This window comes from Mesorhizobium sp. RSR380A (assembly GCF_054719385.1).
In genome coordinates this window covers 4,401,002-4,423,592 of record NZ_JBTTIB010000001.1, presented here as the reverse complement: position 1 = coordinate 4,423,592, position 22,591 = coordinate 4,401,002, and the positions used below count along the sequence as shown (strand labels likewise).

General features: G+C 63.6%; 26 protein-coding genes. 9 read left to right on the top strand and 17 right to left on the bottom strand.

Annotated features, from left to right (window positions below; all coding sequences use genetic code 11):
* Window positions 1–15: 15 nt before the first annotated feature.
* Entirely contained in the window at window positions 16–912 is an 897-nt protein-coding gene (gene coxB, locus ACYG9Z_RS21215) for a cytochrome c oxidase subunit II (protein ID WP_050485823.1), read from the bottom strand.
* 363 nt (window positions 913–1,275) lie between these two features.
* On the opposite strand from coxB, the gene ACYG9Z_RS21210 reads away from it, so the two are divergent.
* The 5 genes from ACYG9Z_RS21210 (at window position 1,276) to ACYG9Z_RS21190 (ending at window position 4,558) form a co-directional block, all read left to right on the top strand.
* Complete coding sequence (locus ACYG9Z_RS21210; protein WP_023668422.1) at window positions 1,276–1,860, top strand: invasion associated locus B family protein; 585 nt, start codon at window positions 1,276–1,278, stop codon at window positions 1,858–1,860.
* Window positions 1,861–1,929: 69 nt separating this feature from the next.
* Entirely contained in the window at window positions 1,930–2,127 is a 198-nt protein-coding gene (locus ACYG9Z_RS21205) for a hypothetical protein (protein ID WP_155923284.1), read from the top strand.
* Complete coding sequence (gene tldD / locus ACYG9Z_RS21200; protein ID WP_023816786.1) at window positions 2,124–3,827, top strand: metalloprotease TldD; 1,704 nt, start codon at window positions 2,124–2,126, stop codon at window positions 3,825–3,827. Before ACYG9Z_RS21205 ends, tldD begins: the two co-directional genes overlap by 4 nt.
* A 79-nt stretch (window positions 3,828–3,906) precedes the next feature.
* The gene (locus tag ACYG9Z_RS21195; protein WP_081725433.1) at window positions 3,907–4,182 is read left to right on the top strand and encodes an AbrB/MazE/SpoVT family DNA-binding domain-containing protein; all 276 of its coding nucleotides are present in this window, start codon (window positions 3,907–3,909) and stop codon (window positions 4,180–4,182) included.
* A complete protein-coding gene (locus ACYG9Z_RS21190; protein WP_023687145.1) occupies window positions 4,169–4,558 on the top strand; it encodes a type II toxin-antitoxin system VapC family toxin in 390 nt (129 codons plus the stop codon). Before ACYG9Z_RS21195 ends, ACYG9Z_RS21190 begins: the two co-directional genes overlap by 14 nt.
* Window positions 4,559–4,624: 66 nt before the next feature.
* On the opposite strand, the gene ACYG9Z_RS21185 is transcribed toward ACYG9Z_RS21190, so the two are convergent.
* Together ACYG9Z_RS21185 and ACYG9Z_RS21180 are read right to left on the bottom strand one after the other, a co-directional pair.
* Window positions 4,625–5,860, bottom strand: a complete 1,236-nt coding sequence (locus tag ACYG9Z_RS21185; protein ID WP_023668426.1) for a class I SAM-dependent RNA methyltransferase — start codon at window positions 5,858–5,860, stop codon at window positions 4,625–4,627.
* Entirely contained in the window at window positions 5,857–6,651 is a 795-nt protein-coding gene (locus ACYG9Z_RS21180; RefSeq protein WP_023702017.1) for a TlyA family RNA methyltransferase, read from the bottom strand. The genes ACYG9Z_RS21185 and ACYG9Z_RS21180 overlap by 4 nt, the downstream gene beginning before the upstream one ends.
* A gap of 146 nt (window positions 6,652–6,797) precedes the next feature.
* Between ACYG9Z_RS21180 and ACYG9Z_RS21175 the strand changes: the two genes are divergently transcribed.
* Complete coding sequence (locus ACYG9Z_RS21175) at window positions 6,798–7,199, top strand: GFA family protein (RefSeq protein ID WP_023692079.1); 402 nt, start codon at window positions 6,798–6,800, stop codon at window positions 7,197–7,199.
* On the opposite strand, the gene ACYG9Z_RS21170 is transcribed toward ACYG9Z_RS21175, so the two are convergent.
* The 8 genes from ACYG9Z_RS21170 to ACYG9Z_RS21135 form a co-directional block, all read right to left on the bottom strand.
* Window positions 7,196–7,480, bottom strand: a complete 285-nt coding sequence (locus tag ACYG9Z_RS21170; protein ID WP_023668429.1) for a hypothetical protein — start codon at window positions 7,478–7,480, stop codon at window positions 7,196–7,198. The genes ACYG9Z_RS21175 and ACYG9Z_RS21170 overlap by 4 nt on opposite strands.
* A gap of 145 nt (window positions 7,481–7,625) precedes the next feature.
* Window positions 7,626–9,539 (bottom strand): 1-deoxy-D-xylulose-5-phosphate synthase, encoded by a 1,914-nt coding sequence (gene dxs / locus ACYG9Z_RS21165; protein WP_023668430.1) that lies wholly within the window; start codon window positions 9,537–9,539, stop codon window positions 7,626–7,628.
* 101 nt (window positions 9,540–9,640) lie between these two features.
* Entirely contained in the window at window positions 9,641–10,561 is a 921-nt protein-coding gene (locus ACYG9Z_RS21160) for a pirin family protein (RefSeq protein ID WP_023687141.1), read from the bottom strand.
* Window positions 10,562–10,571: 10 nt separating this feature from the next.
* Window positions 10,572–10,838, bottom strand: a complete 267-nt coding sequence (locus ACYG9Z_RS21155; RefSeq protein WP_023668432.1) for a DUF2277 domain-containing protein — start codon at window positions 10,836–10,838, stop codon at window positions 10,572–10,574.
* A gap of 38 nt (window positions 10,839–10,876) precedes the next feature.
* Entirely contained in the window at window positions 10,877–11,128 is a 252-nt protein-coding gene (locus ACYG9Z_RS21150; RefSeq protein ID WP_023668433.1) for an exodeoxyribonuclease VII small subunit, read from the bottom strand.
* Between the two features lie 3 nt (window positions 11,129–11,131).
* On the bottom strand, window positions 11,132–12,058 hold the full coding sequence (locus ACYG9Z_RS21145; protein WP_023685412.1) for a histone deacetylase family protein: 927 nt from the start codon (window positions 12,056–12,058) through the stop codon (window positions 11,132–11,134).
* 71 nt (window positions 12,059–12,129) lie between these two features.
* Window positions 12,130–13,113: a hypothetical protein gene (locus ACYG9Z_RS21140; RefSeq protein ID WP_023698510.1), complete on the bottom strand. Its 984-nt coding sequence runs from the start codon at window positions 13,111–13,113 to the stop codon at window positions 12,130–12,132.
* Between the two features lie 94 nt (window positions 13,114–13,207).
* Entirely contained in the window at window positions 13,208–13,816 is a 609-nt protein-coding gene (locus ACYG9Z_RS21135) for a TetR/AcrR family transcriptional regulator (RefSeq protein WP_023732099.1), read from the bottom strand.
* Between the two features lie 118 nt (window positions 13,817–13,934).
* Here ACYG9Z_RS21135 and ACYG9Z_RS21130 point away from each other — a divergent pair, with 118 nt between their 5' ends.
* A complete protein-coding gene (locus ACYG9Z_RS21130; RefSeq protein WP_023732100.1) occupies window positions 13,935–15,158 on the top strand; it encodes an MFS transporter in 1,224 nt (407 codons plus the stop codon).
* A gap of 324 nt (window positions 15,159–15,482) precedes the next feature.
* Here ACYG9Z_RS21130 and ribB read toward each other — a convergent pair whose 3' ends face one another.
* Both ribB and aroC read right to left on the bottom strand, forming a co-directional pair.
* Window positions 15,483–16,583 (bottom strand): 3,4-dihydroxy-2-butanone-4-phosphate synthase, encoded by a 1,101-nt coding sequence (gene ribB / locus ACYG9Z_RS21125; protein ID WP_023752612.1) that lies wholly within the window; start codon window positions 16,581–16,583, stop codon window positions 15,483–15,485.
* A gap of 74 nt (window positions 16,584–16,657) precedes the next feature.
* Window positions 16,658–17,773, bottom strand: a complete 1,116-nt coding sequence (gene aroC / locus ACYG9Z_RS21120; protein ID WP_023749360.1) for a chorismate synthase — start codon at window positions 17,771–17,773, stop codon at window positions 16,658–16,660.
* 183 nt (window positions 17,774–17,956) lie between these two features.
* Between aroC and ACYG9Z_RS21115 the strand changes: the two genes are divergently transcribed.
* On the top strand, window positions 17,957–18,211 hold the full coding sequence (locus ACYG9Z_RS21115) for a DUF1344 domain-containing protein (RefSeq protein WP_023685405.1): 255 nt from the start codon (window positions 17,957–17,959) through the stop codon (window positions 18,209–18,211).
* An 84-nt stretch (window positions 18,212–18,295) separates the two neighbouring features.
* Here the strand turns inward: ACYG9Z_RS21115 and ACYG9Z_RS21110 are convergent, their stop codons facing one another.
* The 3 genes from ACYG9Z_RS21110 to mddA form a co-directional block, all read right to left on the bottom strand.
* Complete coding sequence (locus tag ACYG9Z_RS21110) at window positions 18,296–18,883, bottom strand: histidine phosphatase family protein (RefSeq protein WP_023732104.1); 588 nt, start codon at window positions 18,881–18,883, stop codon at window positions 18,296–18,298.
* A 46-nt stretch (window positions 18,884–18,929) separates the two neighbouring features.
* Window positions 18,930–19,751: an enoyl-ACP reductase FabI gene (gene fabI / locus ACYG9Z_RS21105; protein WP_023727494.1), complete on the bottom strand. Its 822-nt coding sequence runs from the start codon at window positions 19,749–19,751 to the stop codon at window positions 18,930–18,932.
* Window positions 19,752–19,975: 224 nt separating this feature from the next.
* A complete protein-coding gene (gene mddA / locus ACYG9Z_RS21100) occupies window positions 19,976–20,710 on the bottom strand; it encodes a methanethiol S-methyltransferase (RefSeq protein ID WP_023698505.1) in 735 nt (244 codons plus the stop codon).
* 187 nt (window positions 20,711–20,897) lie between these two features.
* Here mddA and ACYG9Z_RS21095 point away from each other — a divergent pair, with 187 nt between their 5' ends.
* Complete coding sequence (locus ACYG9Z_RS21095) at window positions 20,898–21,533, top strand: TetR/AcrR family transcriptional regulator (protein WP_023738481.1); 636 nt, start codon at window positions 20,898–20,900, stop codon at window positions 21,531–21,533.
* Between the two features lie 19 nt (window positions 21,534–21,552).
* Here ACYG9Z_RS21095 and ACYG9Z_RS21090 read toward each other — a convergent pair whose 3' ends face one another.
* Window positions 21,553–22,482 carry a DnaJ C-terminal domain-containing protein gene (locus tag ACYG9Z_RS21090; protein ID WP_023687130.1) on the bottom strand — a complete coding sequence of 310 codons (930 nt, stop codon included), beginning with the start codon at window positions 22,480–22,482 and terminating at the stop codon, window positions 21,553–21,555.
* Window positions 22,483–22,591 lie beyond the last annotated feature (109 nt).

Here is a 22,591-nt window from a genome sequence, read left to right as displayed (position 1 = left end):
TGCTAACCCGCGGCATCAATTGCCGGCGGCCGCTACCTTGTTGGTACCGTCGACCTCGGCCATCAGCGCCTTGTTGGCGCCGGGGAGGTCGGTCTTGGCTGCTGCCAGCCAGGTCTTGTACTGCGCATCGGATACGACGCGGACGGCGATCGGCATGAAGGCATGGTCCTTGCCGCAGAGCTGCGAGCACTGGCCGTAATAGATGCCTTCTTTTTCCGCCTTGAACCACGTCTCGTTGGTGCGGCCGGGAACCGCGTCCATCTTGATGCCGAAGGCCGGAACGGCAAAGGAATGGATCACGTCGGCTGCGGTAACCAGGACGCGCGTCATGGTGTTGACCGGCACGACCAGCTCGTTGTCGACCGCCAGCAGGCGCGGATAGACCTTGCGGTCTTCCTTGCCGATCGCGGCGCGGTCGGCGTCCTGCAGGATGGCCGAGTTGAAGGAGAGCGTGTTCTCGGTCTGGTACTCATAGTCCCAGTTCCACTGATTGCCCGTTACCTTGACGGTCAGCTTGGCCTCTTCCGGCGGCGTGTACTGCGCCGTCAGCAACTGGAACGAGGGAATGGCGATGAACAGCAGGACGACGACCGGCCCGACTGTCCAGATGATCTCGATCAGCGTGTTGTGGCTGGTCTTGGACGGAACCGGGTTTTTGCTGGCGCGGAACCTGAAGATGCACCAGGCGAGAAGCGCCAGAACCAAAGCAGTGATCGGGACGACGAACCACATCGTGTAGTTCCCGAACCACTCGATCTGCCGCATCATGTCTGTCGCCGGCGGCTGAAAAGTCATCTCCCACGGCTGCGGCTGGGCCGCATGGGCGGAGGCACCGGCGAAAAATGCGGCGGCGGCGCCTGCCGTTGCCATCAATTTGGCGCTTGCTGGGAATTTTCTCATCGCCCTCTTCATCTCCCGGTTCCTCGCGATCGCGACGCAAGAATATCGAACAATGCCGGGATGGGAATCCCGGACAGTCCCAAGGGTGGTTCAAACCATACTCTATTTCCCTCCGCAAGAAAGGAGCGGGCGAAACCGTGCGGCATTTTTGCGCGCAAGTGCTGCCGCGCTGTTTCGACGGCCTCGTGGCCCGCGCGGGTCGTCGACAGACAGGCTATGCGGGCTTGTGTCAGGAATGCGCCCGACGGTCGCAATTCGGGCGAATTTGCTAGGGAAAAGCGCATTATTGCGCCTGCCGGGGCTGACCGGCGGTCGCCCTATCCTTTACTTGGCCTTGGCGCGGCTTAAAGTGCCGTGATTCGCAATGGAGCCGTCATGACCTCTTGGCTTTCGAGAAACGCCTGGCATTCGAAGAGCGCCTGGCATTCGAAAAGCGCTTGGCTTTCGAGAAGCGGGGCGAAGGTCGTTTTTCTCGCCGCCCTGATCGGTATCGGCTCGTCCGCAACCGGCGTCGCCAATGCAGCGCAGCCCAGCGGCACGGTCAAGTCAACGCATGGCGCGTGGTCGATCATCTGCGACACGCCGGCCGGCGCCACCTCGGAACAATGCGTGATGATGCAGAACGTCGTTGCCGAGGATCGCCCGGAAATGGGACTGTCCGTCGTCGTCCTGCGCACCGCCGACAACAAGGCCGAGATCCTGCGCGTGCTGGCCCCGCTCGGCGTTCTGCTGCCCAATGGCCTGGGCCTCAATGTCGACGGCAAGGATATTGGCCGCGCCTATTTCGTGCGCTGCTTCCAAGACGGCTGCTATGCCGAGGTCATTCTCGAAAAGCCGCTGCTCGATACGCTGAAGACCGGGACGTCGGCCACCTTCATCGTCTTCCAGACGCCGGAAGAAGGCATCGGCATCCCCGTCGACCTCAAGGGCTTCGCCGACGGTTTTGCCGCCCTGCCCTGAGCTTGATGCTTGCGAAACCGTCTTTCCTCACAATTCCCACGGGTTTGATCTTTGGCTGTGGGGGTCATCATGCGTGCTTGTTCTTTGCTTTTGTCGACCGGTCTAATCCTGACCGGCGCCGTTTCCGTCGCCTTTGCCGAGGATTCCGAAATCATCACGGCGCCCGATCCGGCCGTCATTTTCGAGCTTGCGAAAGGCTATGGCTCGGCCAAGATGGACAAGGACGACGGGGCGATCCGATGGTCTCGGGCCGGCTTCAGGGCATGAAATATGTCATCTACTTCTATGGCTGCGAAAACCATGAGAAGTGCAAGTCGATCCAGTTCTCCTCGGGCTATACCGACCCCTTCACGGCCGACCAGGCCAATGAATGGAACAAGAAATATCGCTGGGTGAAGGCCTTTTCGGGTGACGGGTCGAACTTCAAGATGGATGTCATGTTCAGGGGCGGGGCTACCCGCTCCTACCTGCTGCGGATCGTCATTGCGGATTGTGCAGGCGCGTCTTCGCGCCTACATCGTGGCAACACCATTCCTCCTGTGAGCGGACCTGCCATGAACAGCCTGACCGGCCAATTCGACATTTCAGATGATCGCATCAAGCGGATCGTCGCCGACACACTGAACGGCGCCGACGACGGCGAACTGTTCCTCGAATACAGCGAGAGCGAAGCGCTGATGTTCGACAATGGCAGGCTGAAGACCGCCAATTTCAACACCGACCAGGGTTTTGGCCTGCGCGCCGTGGCCGGCGAGGCCAGCGGCTACGCTCATTCCAGCGATCTTTCGGAGGCGTCGCTGCTGCGCGCCGCCGACGCCGTCTCGACAGTCAGGGGCGGCTATTCCGGCACGCTTGCCGCGGCACCCGCGCGCACCAACCGCCATCTCTATGGCGAGGAGAACCCGATCCCCTCGCCCTCCTTCGAGGTCAAGGCCAAGCTGTTGCAGGAAATCGACGCATGGCTGCGCGCCGAGGACCCGCGCGTGCGCCAGGTGACGGCCTCGCTCGCGGCGTCCTGGCAGCATGTCGAGATCGTGCGCGCCGACGGCCAGATCGTGCGCGACATCCGCCCGCTGGTCCGCATCAACGTTTCCGTCGTCGTCGGCGACGGCGACCGCCAGGAAAGCGGCTCCTATGGCATGGGCGGGCGCAAGGCGTTCGGCGAGTTCCTGGTCGAGGACGCCTGGAAGCATGCGGCCAGGGAGGCGCTCAGGCAGGCGCTGGTCAATCTCGAAGCCATTCCCGCGCCGGCCGGAACGTTCGACATCGTTTTGTCCAGCGGCTGGCCAGGCGTGATGCTGCACGAAGCCGTCGGCCATGGGCTGGAGGGCGACTTCAACCGCAAGAAGACCTCCGCCTTTGCCGGCCTGCTCGGCCAGCAGGTCGCCGCCAAGGGCGTTACCGTGGTCGATGACGGCACCATGCCGGAGCGGCGGGGTTCGCTGACCGTCGACGATGAAGGCACGCCTTCGGCCCGCAATGTGCTGATCGAGGACGGCAAGCTTGTCGGCTACATGCAGGACCGCCAGAACGCCCGGCTGATGGGCATGAAAGCCACGGGAAACGGCCGGCGCGAAGGCTATGCGCACCAGCCGATGCCGCGCATGACCAACACCTATATGACGGCGGGCGACATGGAGCCGGATGAGATCATCGCCTCGGTCAAGAACGGCATCTATGCCGTATCCTTCGGCGGCGGCCAGGTCGACATCACCTCAGGCAAGTTCGTGTTCGGCTGCACCGAGGCCTACATGATCGAAAACGGCAAGGTGACGCAGCCGATCAAGGGCGCCATGCTGATCGGCAACGGACCGGACGCCATGCACCGTGTGTCGATGATCGGCAACGACATGAAACTCGACACCGGCATCGGCATGTGCGGCAAGGCCGGACAAGGCGTGCCGGTCGGCGTCGGCCAGCCGCATCTCAGGATGAACCAGATGACGGTCGGCGGCACCAGGGTTTGAGCGAGGAGACGTCGGCGGGCTTGAATAGTTCCCCTCACAGGGATATCTTACCTTTGTCTTACACAAGGGTAATACCGCAATGGGTGCAATAGAAAAGCTTATAACGACCGTCTCGACCAAGGGACAAGTCATCCTGCCCAGCGCTATCCGCAAACGGAGGGACTGGGGCGCGGGCACGCGCCTGCAGGTCGAAGACACACCGGACGGTGTACTTTTGAGACCGGCGCCTGCCTTTGCCCCGACACGACCAGAAGATGTCTTTGGTGTCCTGCCGCACAGTGGCAGACCGAAGACCTTGGAGGAGATGGACGCGGCCGTCCTTGCTGAAGCACGGCGGCGCCATGCTCGCGATTGATACCAACGTTGTCGTCAGGTATCTGACGAACGACGATCCCGAGCAGTCCCCGCGAGCCCGGCGGCTGATCGACGGTCAGCCCGTTTTCGTCGCCGTCACGGTGATCCTGGAGGCTGAGTGGGTGCTGCGCAGCGGCTATGGTTATGATCAGGCCTCGATCGTCAATGCACTGCGGGTGTTCGGCGGGCTTCCCACTGTCGAGATAGAGGATGCTGCGATGGTCTCTTCCGCGGTCGATCTAGCCGAGACGGGAATGGATTTCGCCGATGCGCTCCATCTGGGCAAGTCCTCGCACTGCTCAGCATTTGTGTCCTTCGACCGTAAGTTCATCAAGGCCGCACAAGCGGCCGGGTACGAAAGCGTTCGCGAAGGCTAGTTTGCCAGCCGGCTACGTCTTGCGGGGGGCGGCAAACTCAAGCACGGCCTTGTGAAAATCGGCGGATTAACGTCGCCGTTTCGGCTTCTCCAGCAGCGCCACGGCCTCGACATGCGGCGACCACAGGAACTGGTCGATGGGCGTGACGCTCTTCAAGATGTAGCCGCCGTCAATCAGGATGCGCAGGTCTCGTGCCAGCGTCACCGGATTGCAGGAGACGGCGGCGACGAACGGCACATCCGAGCGGGCGATCTGCTTCGACTGGTCCTCGGCGCCGGCGCGCGGCGGGTCGAAGACGACGCCATCGAAAGCATTCAGCTCCTTGAACGTCAGCGGCCGCCGGAACAGGTCGCGGCGTTCGCCGGTTACCCGCTTCAGGCCGGTGGCGAAGCGCGATCCGCGGTCGAGCGCCGAAAGGGCTGCCGCGTCGCCTTCGACCGCGTGGACTTCGGATTTGGCCGCCAGCCGAAGCGCAAAGCTGCCGCAGCCGGCGAAAAGATCCGCGACTTTCCTGGCACGCTTCAGATGTCCGCCAACGAGATCGGCCATCGTCTGTTCGGCGGCTTGCGTTGCCTGCAGGAAGGCGCCAGGCGGTATGGCGACAGCGACGGTGCCGAACATGACCACCGGCTTTTTCGGCTCGATGACAATCTCGTCGTCGATCGAAAGCCGGGCAAAGCCATTGGCCATGATGAAGTTGGAGGCGACCCGGCGCTGGTTCTCGCCCAGCTTGCCCGACTCATAGACAGCGACGTCAAGCCCCGAGCCCGTCACAGTGACCGCCATCCGGAACGATTTGGTGGTGGCGCAAACCAGGTCGGCGACCGACCTCAAGCGATCGAGCGCGGCAACGATCTCCGGCAGCGAGATCGGACATTCCTCGATGGGGATGATTTCCGGCGACAGATGGCGATGGAAGCCAAGCAGCATGCCTGTGTCGGCGCGCCTGGCGGCAAGCACGACGCGGCGGCGTGTGTGTGGCGCACACGGCACCAGGGCGCCGATGTCGCCGGCAATGCCTTTCAAGGCATGCACGACCTTGTCGCGTTTCCATTGCTGGTAAGCGTCGGCTTGCAGATGCTGGACGGCGCAGCCGCCACATTCGGTGAAATGCCGGCAGGCCGGATCGATACGCAGCGGCGACGTCTCCAATACCGCCATCAGCATGGCGCGATCCCTCTCGCGCGCGGCGGTGACGGTCTCGCCGGGCAGGGTGAAGGGAATGAACAGCTCGCCGGTTTCCGTCTCGGCGACGCCGTCGCCCTGCGAACCCAGTCTCTTGATGGTGAAGCCCGTGCTCATCGGTCCTTGGTCCCGGCATCCTTGGTCCCGGCATCCTTGATCCCGGCAAGCAGGAATTCGCGGTTGCCGTCCCCGCCTTCGATCGGCGACATGTGCAAGCCCAATGTACGCCAGCCAGGGACGCCTTCGAGCCATTCCTGCAGCAAGCCGGCCACACGGGCGGCGTCATAAGGGTCTTTCAAAAGACCGCCCTTGCCGATCGCCTCGCGGCCGGCCTCGAATTGCGGCTTGACCAGAAACACCGCACGAGCGCCGTCCCGTGCCAATGCCAACGCCGGTGGCATCGCCAGTTTCAACGAGATGAAGCTTACATCGGAGACGATGAAATCGGGGATACGGCCGCCGAGATCGGCAGCCGCGAGCTCGCGAGCGTTGAGGCCCTCGATCACGGTGACGCGCGGGTCGGACGAGACACCGGGATGCATCTGGCCGTGGCCGACATCGATGGCAGTGACATGGGCCGCGCCGCGTTCGAGCAGCACCTGGGTGAAGCCGCCTGTCGAGGCGCCGATATCGAGGGCTTCACTGCCCGCGGGATCGAGACTGAAATGGTCGAGCCCGGCGATCAGCTTCAGCGCCGCGCGTGAGACATAACCCTGCGCCGGGTCGTCGATGACGATGAGACAGTGCGGCAGAACCGTCTGGCCGGGCTTGCGGGCGACCACGCCGTCGACCGTCACGGTGCCGCGCTCGACCGCGTCGCGGGCGCGCGAGCGGCTCGCAAACAGGCCGCGCTGGACGAGCAATTCGTCGAGCCGCTGGCGTGTGCTGGCTGGCAGAGGGGAGTTCATCGGCCTTCATGGCGAAAGCCGGCCGCGAAGGCAAGGACATTGGCATAGGAGGACGTCGAGACCCGGGCCGCAAGCCAGTCCGCCCGGTTGAATAGCGCAGCCAGTCCGGCAAGATGTAGAGGCTCAGGCAATGCGGAGGAAGACGAATGCTGACGGGAACCTGCCATTGCGGCGCCGCCCACTGGACCCTGGAAGGCGATCCCGGCCCGATCACGGCCTGCAATTGCACGCTTTGCCGCCGCTATGGCACACTCTGGGCCTATGACTTTGTCGACGAGCGTATCCGGCTTGTGGGGCCTGTGCAGTCCTACACCCGCGCTGGCAAGGAGACGCCGTCGCTGGAAATACTGTTTTGCCCGACATGTGCCTGTGTGCTTGCCTGGCGCGGTTTGCGCCGCAGCGACAGCGGCCGCACGCGGATCGCCGTCAATGTCAGGCTGGCACCGCCGGAGGCGGTCGCCGACCTGCCGATCGACCATTTCGACGGGCTGGACACTTATGACGACCTGCCGCGCGATGGGCGCTGCGTGCGCGATATGTGGTTTTAGAAGATCGTCCGTGAGACCTGCCGTTCAACGGCCGGCATCAGGCCGTCGCTTCCGTCATCTGAAGCCTGCTTGCGCGGGCGCTCGACAGCAACGACTGGTGCGTCCGGCACGACGACAAGCTGCGGCACCTGCTTGTAGGAAAAAGCGCCCCTGATATCGCCCATCTTGCGGGCGACGATGCCTGCCACCGCCTGTTCGAGCTTGCGGTCATAGCGCGTCTCGGCCATGGCCGGCGCGGCGATGACGGCCAAAAGGGCCGCGCCGCACAGAAGCGTTCGCATTGTTTTTAACTCCCTGCCTGGAGGCAGTTCTAGCAGGGCGGCGTTGAAAAACGGCCAAAAGAGACGGTAAGCGAAACGCCAAAGAGAAGCGTTAACAAAGTGTCAGGCTTGCACAGGCAACTGCTTCAGCTGCGTGAGGTTTGATTCAGGCGCGCTGCGCGCGCGCGGAATGGCCGAGCGCGACGAACACGGTGCGCACGATGCCGGCCGCGTCGAGCCCGGCATCGGCATACATTTTTTCCGGCTTGGCGTGGTCGGCGAACTCGTCCGGCAGCACCAGCGGCCGAACTTTCAGACCGCTTTCCAGCAAGCCTTCATGGGCGAGGAACTGCAGCACGTGGCTGGCGAAACCGCCGACAGCCCCCTCTTCCACCGTCACCAGCACTTCGTGCGAGCGGGCGAGACGGCGGATCAAATCCTCGTCCAGCGGCTTGGCGAAACGGGCGTCCGCAACCGTCGTCGAAAGCCCTGCCGCGCCGAGTTCCTCGGCCGCCAGCAGACAGTCCTGCAGTCTTGTGCCAAAGGACAGAAGCGCCACCTTGGTGCCTTCCCTGACGATGCGGCCCTTGCCAATTTCGAGCACCGAGCCGCGCTCCGGCATGTCGACGCCGACGCCATTGCCGCGCGGATAGCGGAAGGCGATCGGGCCTTCGTCATAATAGGCGGCGGTGCGCACCATGTGGCGAAGCTCCGCCTCGTCGGCGGCCGCCATCACCACGAAGCCCGGCAGCGTCGCCAGGAAGGTGGTGTCGAAGGCGCCGCAATGAGTGGCGCCGTCGGCGCCGACGAAACCGGCGCGGTCGATCGGGAAACGCACCGGCAGTTTCTGGATCGCCACATCATGGACGACCTGATCGTAGGCGCGCTGCAGGAAGGTCGAATAGATGGCGGCGAAGGGCTTGTAGCCCTCGCTGGCGAGGCCGGCGGCGAAGGTCACGGCATGTTGCTCGGCAATGCCGACATCGAAGGTCCGGGTCGGAAACGCTTCGCCGAACAAATCGAGGCCGGTGCCGTTCGGCATGGCGGCGGTGACGGCGACGATGCGGTCGTCCAGGCGGGCCTCCTGGACCAGGCTCTCGGCGAACACCTTGGTGTAGGCCGGCGCATTGGCCGGGGCCTTGGTCTGCGCGCCGGTGATGACGTCGAACTTGTTGACGCCGTGATATTTGTCGGCCGCGGCCTCGGCCGGCGCGTAGCCCTTGCCCTTCTGGGTCACGACATGGATCAGCACCGGGCCGTCGGCATGGTCGCGGACGTTCTTCAGCACCGGGATCAGATGCTCGAGATTGTGGCCGTCGATCGGGCCGATATGGTAGAAGCCAAGCTCCTCGAACAGCGTGCCGCCGGTGACGTAGCCGCGCGCATGCTCGACCGCCCGCTTGATGGCGCGGTCGGCGCGCTTGCCGAGATAGGAGGTCAGCTTCTTGCCGAAATCGCGCAGGCCAAGATAGGTCTTGCCCGACGCGAGCCGCGCCAGATAGGCGCTCATGGCGCCGGTCGGCGGCGCGATAGACATGTCGTTGTCGTTGAGGATGACGATCAGCCGGGCATCAAGCGCGCCGGCATTGTTCATGGCTTCATAGGCCATGCCGGCGGACATGGCGCCGTCGCCGATGACGGCAATGACATTGTTGTGGCCGCCCGAGAGGTCGCGCGCCATGGCCATGCCGAGGCCGGCGGAAATGGAGGTCGAAGAGTGCGCGGCGCCGAACGGGTCGTATTCGCTCTCGGCGCGACGGGTGAAGCCGGACAGGCCGCCTTCTTGCCTGAGCGTTCGGATGCGGTCGCGGCGGCCGGTCAGGATCTTGTGTGGATAGGCCTGGTGGCCGACATCCCAGATCACGCGGTCTTCCGGCGTGTTGAAGACATAGTGCAGCGCCACCGTCAGTTCGACGACACCGAGGCCGGCGCCGAGATGCCCGCCCGTATGCGAGACGGCATCGATCAGCTCGGCGCGCAGCTCCGAGGCCAGCTGCGGCAGCTCGCTTTCGTCAAGCTTCTTCAGGTCGGCTGGAATGCGGACCTTGTCGAGAAGCGGCGTATGCAGCGTTGCGTTCACTGTTAAAGGGCCTGCTCAGCTATAATGCGCGTCGATCATGGCGAAATATGCCTGCGTCGCCGGAATGTAAATGCGTGTCAGTGACGCGGGTGATGCTGACGTTAATTGTCCGGTAACGGAATGAACTCTTCCTCATCTCCAGGAACGATATCGAAGCGGCCCGTCTTCCATTCCTGCTTGGCCTGTTCGATGCGTTCCTTCGACGACGAGACGAAGTTCCACCAGATGTGGCGCGGAGAGCCGAGCGAAGCGCCCCCGAAGAGCATGAAATGGGCGCCGCGCTCGGACGACACGACGATCTCGTCACCAGGCCGGAACACCAGCAGCCGTTCGGCCGGAAAACGGTCGCCCGAAACCGAGACATCGCCGTCCAGCGTGTAGATGGCGCGTTCCTCGGCGTCGGCGGGAATTTTGACGCTGGCGCCGGGCGCCAGCCTCAGATCGGCGTAGAGCGTCTCGGTGTCGGCTCTTACCGGCGAGCGCAGTCCCTGGAAATCGCCGATCACCACGCGGCCGGAAACACCTTCGGCGTCGATCTCGGGCAGAAGGAGCGCGGCCGTGTTCTCGAACACCGGCGCCACTTCCTCCTTGCCGTCGGGCAAAGCCAGCCATGTCTGCAGGCCGGAGACCGACATCGGCGCGCCGCGCAGTTCTTCGGGCGTGCGCTCGGAATGGACAATGCCGCGGCCGGCGGTCATCAAATTCACGTCGCCGGGCTGGATGACCATCTCGGTGCCGAGCGAATCGCGGTGCCTGATATTGCCGTCGAACAGATAGGTGACGGTGGAAAGCCCGATATGCGGGTGCGGGCGCACATCCATCGCCTGGCCGGCGCGCAAGATCGCCGGCCCCATGCGGTCGAAGAAGATGAAGGGACCGACCAGCCGCCGCTTTGCCGTCGGCAGAGCGCGACGAACCTGGAAGCCGCCAATGTCCTTGGCGTTTGGAATGACCATGAGCTCGATCTGGTCGCTGGCGAAGGCATCGCCAGGCTCAGGGTCCTTGCCGGGGAAGAAACTCATCTGGATGTCCTCAGGCGAAGCGGAGCGCCGATTTGGCTTTTGCCTTGGCCGCCACCTCTTCACGATTGCGCGGATGATGCGTGGTTTCCAGCGAATGCAGCAATTCATGCGCCGATTCGGCGATCGCCTCGACGGCACGGTCGAAGGCTGCCTGGTTGCGCTGCGAGGGGCGCGTCGTTCCGCTCAGTTTGCGCACGAATTGAAGGGCGGCGTCGCGGATCTCGTCATGGGTCGCCGGCGGCTCGAAATTGAACAGGGTCTTGATGTTTCTGCACATGCTTGAACTCCTATCTGCTTTATGCCCGCCCCATTCCACTACTCCGCGTCGAGCGGCTCCGTTCCCACCGGTTTGCCATCACGCGACAGCCTGATCTTCTCGACCTTGTCTTCGGCGGCCTTCAGCAGCCGGTCGCAATGGGCCTTCAGCGCCTCGCCGCGCTCATAGATCTTGATCGACTGGTCGAGCGGCACGTCGCCGCGTTCGAGATCATCGACAATCTTTTCCAGCGCGTCGAGTGCCTGCTCGAAGCTCATCGCCTTGACGTCTTCGTTTGCTTCGCCAGCCATACTTTATCCCTTCATCAGCCGCCCGACATGGGCAGCGACCGAAAATGCCAATCCCTGCAGATCGTAGCCGCCCTCGAGCAGGCTGACGAGCCGGTTGCCGCTGTGGCGCCCGGCGCGTTCCAGCAACTGGCCGGTCGCCCAGTCGAAATCGTCCTCGCTGAGGTTGATCTCGGCCAACGGATCGCGATGGTGAGCGTCGAAGCCTGCGGAAATGATGATCAGATCGGGCGCGAAATTGTCGAGTGCCGGCAGGACGCGCGACAGCAAGGCATCGCGAAACATGTCCGAGCCGGTCTGCGGCGCCAGCGGCGCGTTGACGATGTTGCCGGCGCCGGTTTCGTTTTTAGCCCCGGTGCCGGGATAGAGCGGCATCTGGTGCGTCGAACAATAGAGCACCGAGGGATCGTCCCAGAAAATGTCCTGCGTGCCATTGCCGTGATGCACGTCCCAGTCGACGATGGCGACACGCTCGGCGCCGTGTTTCTTCTGCGCGTAGCGGGCCGCGATCGCCGCGGTGTTGAACAGGCAAAAGCCCATGGCCGTGGTCTTTTCGGCATGATGGCCGGGCGGACGCGCGGCGACGAAGGCGTTGGCGACGCTGCCCTCGAAAACATCGTCGACGGCAGCGTTGGCCGCACCGATGGCAGTGACCACCGCCTGCCAGCTTTTCGGGCTGGCGCTGGTGTCGGCGTCGATCGAGGCAATGCCGCTTTCAGGGATCGCGGCGCGGACGCGGGCGACGAAATCCTCGGGGTGGGCGTAGAGGATTGTGGCCTCGTCGCCTTGCGGCGCCGTTACCCGATCGAGTGCGGTGAAGGCCTCGTCGTCGAGCACGCGCTCGATAGCGCGCAAGCGGTCCGGCCGCTCCGGATGACCGGGGGGCGTCAGATGTTCGAGGAAGATCGGATGGGTGTAGAGCCTGGTGACCATGACCCGATATAGGCGCGCCCGGCCGCTTTGACCATGGTTTGACGCCTCACCGCCCCGACGTTCAACAGGGATTACACCCCGGGCGCGGGCTGCGTCCAGCGCGAGCCGCCGAAGGAAGCCACCGCCTTGTCCCTGAGTTCCCTGAACTTGGACGACGCCTCGGCCAGCCGCTGGTCCCATTCGGCGTTCGGCACCTGGCCTTCGATAGTCCTAAAATAGACCTGCATCAGGCAGGCGATGGCGAAGGGTTCGATGAAGGCCGCCTTGAAGGCCCAGGCAAGGAGGATGGCGAGCACGAAGGCCCAGCCGCCGAGCTGCCCCGGTATGAACCACATGATGGCGGCGGCCGGCGCCAGCATCAAAAGGAAGATGACGAAGGACACGGCCCACATGATGACAGCCAGCCAGACCGCGTTCTTGACCATGGTCTTGCCGTTCTGGGCATAGAGCACGACGCCTTGCCGGGCGGTTTCGAAGGGCGACGACGAGTTGATGCGGATGTTGTAGCCGAGGATGATCTCGTCAACATAGGTCAGCGACAGGCGGATCACCGTATTGATGAAAGCGACCGGACCGCCGAGGCCCGGAATGGGCAGGAAGGCGGCGATGCCGCCGATCAGGCCGGTGATGGCGCGGATGGCGCCCTTGACCAGCTGGTCGACCACGAAAAGGATGTTGGCCTCGGCGAAACGCTCCTTCACCACGTCCTTGGCGTAGGCGATCTGGTCCTGCCCACTGGGAACGTCCCGGCCATCGATCAGATGCACCATGACGGCGATATGGCCGGCCTTGACGACGTAGAGGATGTATTCGCGGATCCAGTAGAGCGCGATCGAAACGATGCCGATGCCGACGATGCCGCCCCACAGTGCAAAGGAAAGCGGCCCGTCGGGATCGGTGGAGATATGGCCGACGCCATAGCCGACCGAGGCGCCGCTGCCGGTCGCCACGATATAGGCGAGCGTGATGCCGAAATAGACGATCATGCGAAAGACGATGAATGGCCATGTCCTGATCATGATGGACACCGACCTGCCGATTTCGAAATCCCACATGCGCCCGAATCTCCCCTCAGAGATGGACGGCGAGGATGAACCCGGGCCGGGAATTGTCAATCTCGGCAAATGCCGGGTCTCGGCCGACCAGATTTCAGGCCGGCTGCGAACCCTGTTTTTTGAGAAGGCCTTCAAGCAGTTGCTGGAAGGCTGCCACCACGGTCTTCGACGTCGCTTCGGGGTCGTTCGAATTGGCGATGCGCTGCGCCGCCTGGCTGCTGGCGCCGTTGATCAGCCGGGCGGCGGTTTCGGGGTCGACGCCGGGGACGACCACCCCCTCCTGCTGCAGAGCCGTCAGATGATCGGTCATCGAGCCGACGCAGGCATTGGCGTTCGGCCATTGCGCCGGATCGCCGAGCACAGCCGGACCGTCGCGAAACATGATGCGCTGGATTTCCGGCTCCAGCGCCATCTCGATATAGGTCGTGCATTCGTCGACGAAACGCTGCCAGCGGCTTGGCGCCCGCGACGCAATCTCATGGATGCGGACGGCCATCTCGCCATCGATTTCGGCGATGACGGCCTGCAGCAGGCCCTTCTTGTCGCCGAAATGATGATAGAGCGCACCGCGCGTCAGCCCGGCCGAGGCGGTGAAATCATCCATCGAGGCCTCGGCATAGCCGATCGTGCCGAAAGCGTGGCGGGCCGCCGTGATCAGCTTGGCGCGCGTTTCGGCAATCATCTCCTTGCGGGGTCTGTGCATGGTTCTGGCCTTATTCATATACGCTTCGTATGCCAATTGACATACGCGGCGTATGGATTACATACATTCATACGCATCGTATGTAATTGTCGAATTGGCCTTTGTCGAGGAGCCAGCCATGCAAAACCCATACTCGGAAATCTTTCGTGCCCCTGGAGCCAAGGGGTTTGCCGCCGCGGGCTTCCTCGCGCGGCTGCCGATCGCCATGGCGCCGATCGGCATCGTGGCCATGCTCTCGCAGACACGTGGCGAATACTGGCTGGCGGGAGCTGTCTCGGCGACTTTCGCGCTGAGCAACGCTTTCGTGGCGCCGCAGATATCACGGCTGGTCGATCGCCTTGGCCAGACGCGGATCGTGGTTCCGACCACCATCCTCACCGTGCTCGCCTTCGCGGTGCTGATTGCCGCAGCCAATCGGGACTGGCCGGTGTGGACGCTGTTCGTGTCGGCGCTGGCGGCCGCCGCCATGCCCAGCATGCCGGCCATGGTGCGCGCGCGCTGGACAGAGATTTTCCGCGGCCGGCCGCAGATGAACACCGCATTCGCCTTCGAGTCGGCTGCGGACGAACTGGTCTATATCGCCGGCGCGTCGCTGTCGGTAGGCTTGAGCGCCGCGCTCTTCCCCGAAGCCGGCGTCCTGGTGAGCACGGTGTTCCTCGCCCTTGGCTCGACCGCCTTCATCCTGCAACGCTCGACCGAACCGCAAGTGCGGCCGGTGGACCATGTCTCCAGCGGCTCGGCAATCCGCTTGCGGCCGGTGCAGATCATCACCTTCGCCCTGATCTTCGTCGGCGCCACCTTCGCGACGACGGAAGTGAGCACGGTGGCGATCACCAAGGAACTCGGCCAGCCCGGCGCCGCCAGCCTCGTCATCGGCGTCTATGCCCTGGGATCGTTCGCGCTTGGCCTCGTCGTCGGTGCGCTCAACCTGAAAGCGCCGCTGCAGCGCCAGTTGGCCCTCGCGGTCGCCCTCGTTGCGCTCGGCACGCTGCTGCCGCTCACCGCCGACACGGTGCCGCTGCTGGCGCTGACCGTTTTCATCAGCGGCGTGGCGATCTCGCCAACCTTCATCACCGCCTTCGGCCTGATCGAACGCCACGTGCCGGAAGCGATGCTGACCGAAGGCATCACCTGGGTGATGACAGGCATCGGCATCGGCATGGCGCTCGGTTCGTTTGCCGCCGGTGCGGTGGTGGATGAATTCGGCGCCCGCAACGGGTTCTGGGTCTCGGTGGCGGCCGGCGTCATCGCATTGGTCACGGTGTTGCTGGGCCAGCGCAGCCTGGCCACCCACACATGCGAGCTGGACGGATGCGACGCGGCCGCCGTTCCCGCGGAGTAAGGACGCGGCCTGACGTTCGCTTTGGAGACCACCGCAAACGTTCGGAATTAGGTGAGGCCTCTGGCGTCGTCATCCACGGGCGAAGCGGGAGCGAAGCGGACGCGCAGACCCGAGGAGCCATTCCGTTACCGTAGGGTGCAGCGGAGCAGAATTCTGCACCGTTGCAACGCGTCGAAGTCGCGGCATGGATCCTATGGTCTGCGCCGCGTCGCTTCGCTCCTTGCTTCGCCATAGGATGACGAACGCGTGGAGCCTTCAGCAAATCGCAGAAGCAGGCGACCTGCCCGCGCAATTTTTTCGGCAGCGTCGCTCTTGCGCGACGAACTAGATAATCTCGGTCTTGGCGATATGTATGCCAAAGCCTTCAAGCCCGACATAGTGGCGCTCGCGCGAGGCGATCAGGTTGATCGAGGAAATGCCGAGGTCCTTCAGGATCTGGGCGCCGAGGCCGATTTCTCGCCACTCGTTCTCACGGCGGCGGGCCTCTTCGTGGTCCTCACGGTCGGCACTCATCGGCCGGTTGCGCTCCTGATGGGCGACGCCGACCGAACCCTCTCGGAGGTAAACGATGACGCCGCGCTTGCGTTCGCCCATCGCCTTCATAATGGCGTCGAGCCGGTGGCTGGTGCCGAACACGTCGGTCACCACATCCTCGGAATGCAGCCGCACCGGGACGTCCTCGCCGTCACGGATGTCGCCGAAAACGACCGCGACATGGTGCATGGAATCCCAAGGCAGCGTGTAGGTGAAGACCTGCGCCTTGCCGCCGAGTGTGTCGATTTCGGAGCAGGCGACGCGTTCGACCAGCGTTTCCTTGCGCTGCCGGTAGGCGATGAGGTCGGCGACCGAGACCTGCTTGAGGCCGTGTTCCTCGGCAAAGTTCGCCACCTGCGGGCCGCGCTTGACGGTGCCGTCGTCATTGACCAACTCCGAGATCACGCCAACCGGCGGCAGGCCGGCAAGTTTGCACAAGTCAACCGCGGCTTCGGTATGGCCCGAGCGCATCAGCACGCCGCCTTCCCTAGCGATCAGCGGGAAGATGTGGCCGGGCCGGACGAAATCCGAACCGCCGACATTGCCGTTGGCCAGGTTGCGCACGGTCAGCGTGCGGTCCTCGGCCGAAATGCCGGTGGTGGTGCCATGCTTGAAATCGACGCTGACGGTAAAGGCCGTGGTGTGGGCGGAATCATTGTCGGCGACCATCGGCTGCAGATTGAACCGCTTGGCCTCCTCGCGCGGCATCGGCGTGCAGACGATGCCGGAGGTGTGACGGATGATGAAGGCCATTTTCTCCGGGCTGCAATGCACGGCGGCAACGATCAGGTCGCCCTCGTTCTCACGCCCGTCATCGTCCATGACGACGACGATCTCGCCGCGCTCGAAGGCGCGGATGGCTTCGACGATTTTCTTCTGATCGTATGGCATTGGCTCGCTTCGCTCGCAGGGAATAGGGGTTGGGCAGTAGGAGTTAGGGAAGGAAGGATGGGCTGGCCTATTGCCTAATCCCTACTGCCTAATCCCCGGCCTGTCTGTCCCCGGTGCCGCAGATAATGGTCGGCGATGACGCAGGCAACCATGGCTTCGCCGATCGGCACGGCGCGGATGCCGACGCAGGGGTCGTGGCGGCCCTTGGTCATGACGTCGACGTCGTTGCCGTCCTTGTCGATGGATTTTCGCGGCGTCAGGATCGACGAGGTCGGCTTGACGGCGAAGCGGGCGACGATCGCCTGGCCGGTCGAGATGCCGCCCAGAATGCCGCCGGCATTGTTGGACAGGAAGACCGGCTTGCCGTCATTGCCGATGCGCATCTCGTCGGCATTCTGTTCGCCGGTGATGCGGGCGGCTTCGAAACCGTTGCCGATCTCGACGCCCTTGACGGCGTTGATCGACATCAGGCCGGACGCGATGTCCTGGTCGAGCTTGGCGTAGATCGGCGCGCCAAGTCCGGCGGGCACGCCGTCGGCGACGATCTCGATCACCGCGCCGACCGAGGAGCCGGATTTGCGGATGCCGTCGAGGTATTGCATGAAGACGGGAACGGACGCCGGATCGGGGGTGAAGAACGGGTTTTCGGCGTCACCGATAAAATTCCAGTTCCAGTTGGCGCGGTCGATGGATTTCTCGCCCATCGAGACCAGCGCGCCGCGCACCACCATGCCGGGCACCACCTTGCGCGCCAAGGCGCCGGCCGCCACGCGAGCGGCGGTCTCACGGGCCGAAGAACGGCCGCCGCCGCGATGGTCGCGCAGGCCGTATTTGACGTCATAGGTGTAGTCCGCATGGCCGGGGCGGTACTGGCGGGCGATCTCGCCATAGTCCTTGGAGCGCTGGTCGATATTCTCGATCAGCATCGAGACGGGCGTGCCGGTGGTGATCATCGACTCGCCGTCCTCGTCGAGGATGAAGCCGGACAGCACCTTCACCTCGTCCGGTTCGCGGCGCTGCGTCACAAAACGTGACTGGCCGGGGCGGCGCTTGTCGAGTTCGGCCTGGATTTCGGCCCGTGTGAAGCGGATGCCGGGCGGGCAGCCATCGACGACACAGCCGAGCGACGGGCCATGGCTTTCGCCCCAGGTGGTGACGCGGAAGAGATGGCCGAACGTGTTGTGAGACATGAATTTTAGCCCTGCCCGGCAGCGGACCGGATCAAAGGTGCGTTCTATTGGCGTTTTCCACAGCGGTCAAACTGTGATCCGGCGGTTTTAGTTTTGACACATTCGGTTGGTTTCTGCTCTCTTCCATCCGCCCGTTGAAAGCTCGCCGCCATCCGTGCAGGCGCAATGACAAAGAGGACGACGATGCGTACCCTGATTGGCGCTGCTGCCGCCATGTTGCTGATTTCCACCGCCGCCTATGCCGGCCAGACCGAAGGCCTGATCAAGAAGGTCGACAAGGACGCGCTGACGCTGACGCTGGAGGACGGCAAGTCCTTCAAGCTCAACGCCGAGACCGATCTCGATTCGCTGAAACCGGGCATGGATATCGTCATTGCCTATGACGTGACGAATGGCGAGAACGTCGTCACCGACATGGAACTGCCCGACACCGAGTAACACCGACATCGCACAGGCCCTTGCCGCTCGGCGGAGCCCTGCCCGGATAAACAGGACGGTCGTCCTGTTTTTATCTGCTCGAACCTAAAGCCAATCCAGACGCCCGTCCTGCAGCCTGAGCACCCGGTCCTGCCGCACTTCCAGGTTTGCCGCTTCGTGTTCGGAAACACCCTTGACCATCCGAAACAGGGTCCGCACGACGCCACCATGCGTGACGCAGACCGTCTGGCGGTCGAGCGCGTCGAACCACGGCTTCACCCGTTCGAGCAGCATCTGGTAGCTTTCGGCGCCCTCGCCCGGCGGCTGGAAATTCCATTTGTTGCGCCGTCGCGCCTTCGCCGAGCCCGGCATTCGCGCATCGAGTTCGGCATAGGTAAAGCCCTGCCAGTCGCCAAAGTGCACCTCGACCAGACGCGGGTCGGTGCGGTAGGCATCGGGATCGAGTTGCATCGCCAAGCGTAGCCGCTGCATCGTCTCGCGCGTCCGCTTCATCGGGCTGGCGACAAAGTCGAAATCCTCAGGATTCTGGATCAGTTCGGCCAGCCGCCGTCCATTGCGGGTCGCCTGCTCGCGGCCGAGCGCGTTGAGATCGGTGTCGGCCTGGCCCTGCAGCCGCGACTCGGCATTCCACTGCGTCTGGCCATGGCGCACGATGTAGACGAGCGGAACCATCGGGTCTTCCGGAAATCAGGACAGGCAGGCGGAAACCGCGGCAGAACTATTCCTTGACGGTCGAAATATCCGGCGCGTCGACCGCCTTCATGCCGACGACGTGATAGCCGGAATCGACATGGTGCACCTCGCCGGTGACGCCACGCGACAGGTCCGACAGGAAATACACGGCGGAATCGCCGACTTCTTCCTGGGTGACGGTCTGCTTCAGCGGCGAATTGTATTCGTTCCACTTGAGGATGTAGCGGAAGTCGCCGATGCCCGAAGCAGCCAAGGTCTTGATCGGCCCGGCCGAGATGGCGTTGACGCGGATCTTCTTGCCGCCGAGGTCGACGGCGAGATAGCGCACGCTGGCTTCGAGCGCGGCCTTGGCGACACCCATGACGTTGTAATGCGGCATGACCTTTTCGGCGCCGTAATAGGTCAGCGTCAGCAGCGAGCCGCCATCGGTCATCAACGCTTCGGCGCGCTTGGCGATGGTGGTGAAGGAATAGACCGAAATGTCCATGGTGCGCAGGAAATTGTCGCGCGTCGTCTCGACATAGCGTCCGGTCAGCTCGTCCTTGTCGGAAAAAGCGATGGCATGGACGAGGAAATCGAGCTTGCCGCCCCAATGCTTGGCGACATTGGCAAACACCTCGTCGAGGCTCGCCGGATCGGTGACATCGCAATGACCGGCGACAAAGGCGCCCAATTCCGCAGCCAGCGGCTCGACGCGCTTCTTGAACGCCTCGCCCTGATAGGTCAGCGCGATCTCGGCGCCATGGTCGACGCAGGCCTTGGCGATGCCGTAGGCAATCGATCTGTTGTTGGCGACGCCCAGTATAAGGCCGCGCTTGCCGGCCATAAGGCCCTGTCCACCCGCCATGTCAGCGCTCTCCGAAAGATTTTCTGCTTTGGAGTGCCTATCGCACAGGCAGAAAGGCGCATCAAGCGCAGACGGGGCGCGCGTTCAATTCAGACACTCGGCGTGACAACGAATGGGGGATAATAACGTTGTTGTGAGATTTGAACGCCTCACTGCGGCCAGCGCGCCTTGATGGCCCAGGCCCGGCCGACCAGCCGAATCGGCTGGTCGGCAACGCATCGGCCCTATCCAGCCATTTTGCGCCAGGGAATGAGCATTCCCACCTGCTTGCGGTAGAGGCGGTACTGGTCACCGAACATCGCGACGAGATCGCGTTCCTCGAGGAAGATGCCGAGCAGGATGTAGCCGGTGCTGCCCGCCGCGAACAGAAGATGGCCCCATGTCATGGACGGCGTCGCCCAGAAGGCCAGGAGAAAGCCGACATAGAGCGGGTGCCGGACCCATTTGTAGAACAGCGGCGTCCTGAACACGGGCGGCGCCGGTTCGCTCTTGCGCAAAGCGGCGAGAACCTGGCGCAGGCCGAACAGTTCGAAATGGTTGATCAGAAAGGTGCTGGTCAACAATACCGCCCAGCCGAGCCAGAACACGCCATGGATGACGGCGACCCAGACCGGGTTCTCGACCGTCCAGACGAGACCGGGAATCGGCCGCCATTGCCAGTAGAGGAGCAGCAGGATGAGGCTGGCCAGAAGCACATAGGTGCTGCGTTCGGCCGCGTGCGGGACAATCCGTGTCCACCAGCGCTTGAAAACCGGCCGCGCCATGATGCTGTGCTGGGCGGCGAAAAGACCGAGCAGCAGTGCATTGACGATGACGGCTTCGGCCGGACTTCCAGCGACTCCGGAATCGATCGATTTCGGCACGACCATGTTGCCGACGAAACCGACCGCATAGAGAAACGAACCGAGAAAAATCAGGTATGCGGCAACGCCGTAGATAAGGGTGATTACGCCCGCCATGACTGCCCCTCCATGCAAGCATCAGGATTCGGTCGGTCGACCGAATTCAGTGTCAAAAACCATAAATTCTCTGACGAGTCAACTTGATCGGTCGCTCGACCGAGATAGAGTGGAGGGACGTCCAGCCCCGGACAGGAGAAGCTATGATCCGCCCAGATTGCACCGCTAACAGCGGCAGCCACGCCGCATGACGGACGCTGCCGAAGCCGTTACCCCGCCGCAGAACAAGCAAAAGCGCGACACGCGCGCCGAACTGATTTCGGCCGCCGAGTTATGCCTCCATCAAGGCGGTTATGCCGATCTGTCGACGCGCCGCGTTGCCGAGATCGCCGGCGTTCCGCTCAGCCAGATCCATTACCATTTCGGCTCCAAGGAACGGCTGTTCCTGGCCCTGCTGGACCATCTGAACGAGGGCCTGCTGAAGCGCCAGGCGGAGACCTTTGCGGCACCGATGCCGCTGTGGCAACGCTGGGAGCGCGCTTGCGATTTCCTCGACGATGATCTGGCGTCCGGCTATGTCCGGATCCTGCACGAGATGATCGCGGCAAGCCTGTCGAGCCCCGAAATCGCCAAGGCGGTGCGCCGCGACCTGCGCGGCTGGTTCGAACTGCTGGACGGACTGGCGGAAGAGGCGGAGCAGCGGTTCGGCGGCCTCGGGCCATTCTCCGCCGCCGAAGTAACCAGTCTGGTCAGCGCCGCCTTCCTCGGCAGCGAGACGATGATCCTGCTGGAGATCGAGGGCCCGCATGTCCCGGTGCGGCAGGCGCTGCGCCGCTTCGGCGAAACCATCCGGCGGATGGAGGAAGCGGCGCCCGGCAGCTAGCCAGCCAAGTCGAGCCGCATCAGCCTTTGCGGCTGCGCATCAGCGCTTCGAGTTCGCTGTCGCCGCCTTCCGGCAGCATGATGCGAACATGGGCGTAGAGATCGCCATGGCCGCCGGCCTTTTCCGGCAAGCCCCTGCCCTTCAGGCGCAGCACCTTATCGGAACTCGACCAGGCCGGAATGTTGACCGCCAGCCTGCCGGTCGGCGTGTCGACCGGCACCTTGGCGCCCAGCACCGCGTCGGCCAACGCTACCTCCAGATCGGCATGCAGGTCACGGCCTTCGATGCGGTAGCGCGGGTGCCTGCGGATACGGATCTTGACCAGCGCATCGCCCGGCTGTCCCGGCCCCTGCTCGCCCTGGCCCTTCAGCCGGATGGTCTGGCCATCCTCGACATAGACCGGCAGCTTGACCGCGATCTTGCGGCCGTCGGGGAACATCGCCGTCACCTTTTCGGCGGTCGCTATCTCCTCGATGGTGACGTCGAGCGTGACGTTGAGATCGGCGGCTGTCGCCTGCTGGCGGCGGTCGCCGGCGCCAGCGCCGCGCGCACCGGAAAAAGCGTCGCCAAAGATCTGGCTGAAGATGTCGCTGTTGCCGTCGAAAGGATCGCCGCCCGGGCGGCCCGAACGGAATTCGAAGCGCGAGCCGCCGGCGCCCTGCTGGCGGCGGAAGCCACCGAACGGATCGCCGCCACCGGCCGCGCCCTCGAAGCCCTGGAATTTCGGCTTGCCGTCGGCGTCGATCTCGCCGCGGTCGAAGGCCGCACGGTTCTTCTCGTCGCCGACGACCTCATAGGCCTGATTGGCGGCGGCAAAACGGTCCTTGGCCTTGGGATCATTCGGATTCTGGTCCGGATGATACTTTTTGGCGAGCTTGCGGTAGGCCGATTTTATGTCCTTGGCCGATGCGTTCTTGGCAACGCCCAGCACCTCATAGGGGTCGCGCATGCGTCCTGCCCTGGAAAATGAGTTAAATCCGTTGGCCCTTATATGCGCTCCCATAGGAAGAAATTCCAGTGGCGCGCAGGCTTATCGAGGCTGAAATTGCGGCGCCCGC